The following is a 1595-nucleotide window of genomic DNA, read 5'->3' on the forward strand; positions in this document are numbered from 1 at the left end:
AACTTTGACGCTCTCATAATTCTTTTCGTCTTTTAACAAGCTATGTTACAAATATCTAGTTTTAGCTTCAGAAGAGCCGTAGCCGTCTGTTCTTCAGTTGAGGGAGACGCGACGCGATCGACCTTCCACAATAAAGCATCACCAAGGTCAACCCCCGTGACCCCTGTAATCCCTGTAATCCCATTGACCCAAAAAGAAACCATTCCCAAGCGTTTTTCACTCGCTTCGGCAGTATAGTCAACAATGAACTATCCCAACTTGCTACGCTGAAGTTGGGTTTTTTAAACGCGTAAGTCCTGACTCTTTTTGGGGTTTAATATGTACTTAACTAGGTAAAATTGGACATAGTCAAATTACTAGCATCAACCCCAATTAAAGTCGCTAAAACTTCTTTAGTCTCACTCAAACTAATCTTCGTTCCATTTTCATTAGTTCCAATTGTCAATTTATTGAAGTCTAAACCTCCTGCCAGTATCAGCGAGTCAATACCAACTTGAAAATCAAAAATCGTATCGGTTCCCGCACCTTTTTTCAGCACGAATTCATCAGCACCAATACCACCAAATAAACCATCATTGCCTTTACCACCGTCTAAGCGATCGCTACCACTGCCACCATCGAGTAGTAAGTCATCGCCACTATTACCGCGCAGCACGTCATCTCCAGAACGTCCCAGTAACACATCATTACCTTTTTGAGCGTTAATCACATCGTTGGATTTATTAAATCCTTGTAGGATATTATCCAGGTCGTTTAAAAATGTCGCCGTATTAAAATTAAACACGCGAGAACGAATTTGCTCGGCATCCAAAACATCAAAGCTATCAGTAATCTCTGGTTGTCCGTCAAACAAAATGTTACCGATACCTGATGGTAGGTTGTCTAGCTGTTCTAAGTTAAAGTCTGACAAAATAACTTTGGTGTCTGCTACTCCTTTAAAAGTAAGTTCTAAATCCTTATCATTCTGAGTAAGAATCAAATTATCCGCAGTCAATTGCTTACCAATAAACTGAAGGGTATCGACTTCGTTAATAACTTTAGATGGTGGATTGATCCCAGTACCCACGCCGCCAAAAACGCTTATGATTACTTCGCCATCGCCAGCATTTACTGTAAATCTCTTTTGTCCGCCAGAAGCAGAAAAAGTATTGGTGAAATTAATTGTAGTCGTGGCAACAGTACTGGTATTGTTAAAAACCGCACCATCATCGACAGTAAATTCTATAGTGCGATTGCGCGTATCTAGAGTTTCAGCAGTATTGTTATAGGTCAAAGTTTTTAAAACTTGACGATAGTTAGCAATACTATCTTCTCCAGTTAGAGAGAGCGTACCAGTTGCAGCATTATAATTACCTGTAATTTTAGTACCAGTAGTGTCGGCAGCTAGAATTTCATTATTATCATCGAGGAGGTTAGTAAGAACGACGGTAGCTTGAGAGAGAGTATTTGAGTTAGAGTCAGAAATAATAAGGTTTTGGCGATCGACCAGGAAGACAGGGCTATTGGTAAAAGTAGTAGTAAAATTGGTACCCGTCGCTTCACTGTTGAGATCGAGTTGTGGTGCGGTATTACCAAAGACAACATAGCTTTCTCCT

Annotated in this window: 2 protein-coding genes; both read right to left on the bottom strand. The window is 40.2% G+C overall.

Annotation, left to right across the window (positions count from 1 at the left end; translation table 11 throughout):
* Nucleotides 1–32 precede the first annotated feature (32 nt).
* On the bottom strand, nt 33–203 hold the full coding sequence (locus tag KV40_RS35275; RefSeq protein WP_156114178.1) for a hypothetical protein: 171 nt from the start codon (nt 201–203) through the stop codon (nt 33–35).
* 125 nt (nt 204–328) lie between these two features.
* The coding region (locus KV40_RS35845) for a calcium-binding protein (RefSeq protein WP_371260833.1) at nt 329–1595 on the bottom strand (1267 nt) is incomplete at its 5' end.

The sequence above is a fragment of the Myxosarcina sp. GI1 genome (assembly GCF_000756305.1).
Lineage (GTDB): Bacteria > Cyanobacteriota > Cyanobacteriia > Cyanobacteriales > Xenococcaceae > Myxosarcina.

Bases quoted from the DNA above. Each gene is read 5' to 3' on its own strand.
- KV40_RS35275 (WP_156114178.1), bottom strand. From the start codon at position 203: ATGGTTTCTTTTTGGGTCAATGGGATTACAGGGATTACAGGGGTCACG.